Here is a 1,320-nt window from a genome sequence, read left to right as displayed (position 1 = left end):
GGCACGCACAAGCCAGAGATGGGTGCCGCCCACACCGACCATGCCCTCAGGGTGGGGGTCAACGGTGTAGGTGTCGTTCAGGAGGGTCAGGCCCGTGGAGAGGGTTGCATTCCAGCTGTACCCGGTCGTCGGGTTTTCTTTCAGGCTGATCCCGACGATGCCGCCGACCATGGCGTTGACCGCAGTCTCGTTTGCCGTCTCGTTGTAGGCGCCGGTCGCCGCACGGTAGACAGCCCATTCGTCGGCTTCCGTACCGTTGCCGAAGATGCAGACACCGTACTCGTTGCCGGCCGCATCCTTCCTGATCTCATAGCCGTAGCCCTGCTCCTGGCACCACACCGCGGCCGGGTTCGGCATGCCGATGACGGTGCCGGTCTCCGTCGGGGTGACAGGGGCAGTTGTGTTCGTCGGCACCGGGGTGATCGTGTTCACCGGCACCGGAGTAGTTGTGTTCGTCTGAGCCGGCCCGGTCGTGGTGCAGCCGGCACCAAGGATGCAGGCGCAGCACAACAGGGCGAGGACGCCCAGGATTACGTTTCGTGCCATACAGGATACAGGGGCATGATAGGAGATAAACCATACGAAAACTACCATAATTTTCGTCAGCACATGTCTTATACAATTGATATCAGGATTTATACGAATATTATCGATTTTTTACCGGGGCTGGAACCATACAGAGGGTATATTCCGATACCATGACTCCCGGATTATAGATATAATTATATACCAGTCACAATAACTACCCCCTGATGTCCCCACCCACAAATGGCCAGATCCGGGTCCTCGTCGTGGACGACGATCCCGCCCTCCTGAATGTGATAGGACTTTTCCTGGAAGCAACAGGTGAGATCAAGACCACTCTCGCCCGAGAAGGCCGCGAGGCCCTGCACCGGATGGAGAACGAACACTTCGATGTCTGCATCTCTGATTTCGAGATGCCGGAGATGGACGGCATCAGCCTCCTCAACGAGGCGAGGTACCGCGGGATGGACCTTCCCTATATCCTGATCACCGGCGGAAGGCACGGCGACGTGTCCTCCCGCGCCCGGACCGCAGGAGCGGACCTGGTCATCAAGAAGATCGGAGATGGCGACAGTTTCTTCCAGAAACTGATCAATGCGGTCATGACGGCGACAGGGAGAGGAGAAGGAGGGCACTCCCTTTCCAGAGACAGGAAGGATCACGCCCTGATCGTCCACGCATAAATTGGTCACAGGCCTGCTGGCGTTCAGGCACCGGGAAATAGAGTCCTGTTGCCCCCTTTGATATAGAGAGACGGCACATCTTTTCTGTATGGTACAGTGCAACGCATCCCAC

The 1,320-nt window shown here is 57.6% G+C and carries 2 protein-coding genes; one reads left to right on the top strand and one right to left on the bottom strand.

Annotated elements, in window-relative coordinates; translation table 11 throughout:
- Positions 1-546, bottom strand: a 546-nt coding sequence (locus tag Q0520_RS11355; protein WP_298670178.1) for a DUF333 domain-containing protein, incomplete at its 3' end; no start/stop codon positions are given.
- Positions 547-752: 206 nt separating this feature from the next.
- Here Q0520_RS11355 and Q0520_RS11350 point away from each other — a divergent pair.
- Positions 753-1,208 (top strand): response regulator, encoded by a 456-nt coding sequence (locus tag Q0520_RS11350; RefSeq protein ID WP_298670176.1) that lies wholly within the window; start codon positions 753-755, stop codon positions 1,206-1,208.
- The last annotated feature ends 112 nt before the right edge of the window (positions 1,209-1,320 follow it).

This window comes from uncultured Methanofollis sp. (assembly GCF_937919355.1).
Taxonomy (GTDB): Archaea; Halobacteriota; Methanomicrobia; order Methanomicrobiales; family Methanofollaceae; genus Methanofollis.
The sequence above is the reverse complement of the archived record's forward strand: the minus strand, read 5'-3'. Positions and strand labels throughout refer to the sequence as shown.